Origin of the sequence: Bradyrhizobium genomosp. III (genome assembly GCF_000261705.1) — a bacterium.
Lineage (GTDB): Bacteria > Pseudomonadota > Alphaproteobacteria > Rhizobiales > Xanthobacteraceae > Bradyrhizobium > Bradyrhizobium ottawaense.
The window spans coordinates 1-1,088 of the sequence record NZ_AJQF01000223.1; the positions used below are offsets into that span (position 1 = coordinate 1).

Annotated in this window: 1 pseudogene; it reads right to left on the reverse strand. The window is 72.2% G+C overall.

The features are described from left to right. Positions 1-1,088 (reverse strand): annotated as a pseudogene (locus IC66_RS0119325) (caspase family protein); the annotation flags it as partial.

A 1,088-nucleotide genomic window follows, 5' to 3' on the forward strand; every position in this document is an offset into this window, starting at 1 on the left:
CTGGGGCAGCCTGGTCTGCGGAGCAAGTGTCGGCGCCGTCTGCGGCGCAGCGGATGGCGCTGCGGTCGGCGCGACTGCCGTCGTCGGCGTCACCGGAGGCGGGCCGGGCCTCGCCGTCGGCTGGATCGCCGCGCTCGGCGGCATCGGCGCCTTGCCCTGCTGGATCAGCGCGGCGCGCTGCACGACCGCCTGCGGCACGGCAGGCCCGGCCGGGTTGGCACGGCCGGCAATCGCTGGCGCCAGATTGCCCGGTCCGGCCCCTGCCCCCGTAGCCGGTGCTGGTGCCGGCAGGCGGTTGATCACGGTGTTGATCACCGTCGTATTATGGATGTTCTGGTAGATGATGTTGTTCGGCGGCGGCGCGACATAGACCGGCGGCCTGACGAACACCGGGATCGGCACGAACACCGGCTGCGGCAGCACGAACAGGCCGACCACGGGCAGCGGCGGCGGCAGCACGACGAAATCCGGCGGCGGCGGCGGCAGATAGTAGACCGGCGGCGGCGGTGGCGGCGCGAAGCCGAAATCGGGATCGCTGAAATACAGCACGGGACGGTCGACATAGACCACCTCCTCCGGCGGCGGGGGCGGCACGTCGTAGTCGATCATCGCAAAGCTCGGCGGCGGCTCGGCCGGCGCGGTGAGGATCGCGAGGCGCCGGCGCGCGTCCGCCGCATGCGGCCCGCGCGGATAGCGGCGCAGATACGACCAATAGGCTTCCGGGGTATCGTTCCGGTAGGTGCGCCTCCAGGTGATCGCTTCGCGGCGCGCCGCGACGATCGCCATCACGCGCTTCGCCAGGGGATCGCCGGGATAGGCGGCGAGAAACTCCTCATAGGCCGGCAGCGTGTCGCGCTCGAGCGCGGCGGCATAGGCATCCCGCACGCCGAGGTCGCGGATCGGCTTGCTCCGGATCGCGGCGACCTGGTCGGGCGCGGCCTCCGGGGGCGGCGCGTCGGGCCCGCGCTCGAAGAACGAGAATGGCGCCGAGATCTTCTGCTCGTTCCAGGGCACCTGCGCGCCCTTGGAGGCCTCATTGACGCGCAGGCGAATGCGGTCGAACACCTCAGGCAGCGGCAGGCCGCCGG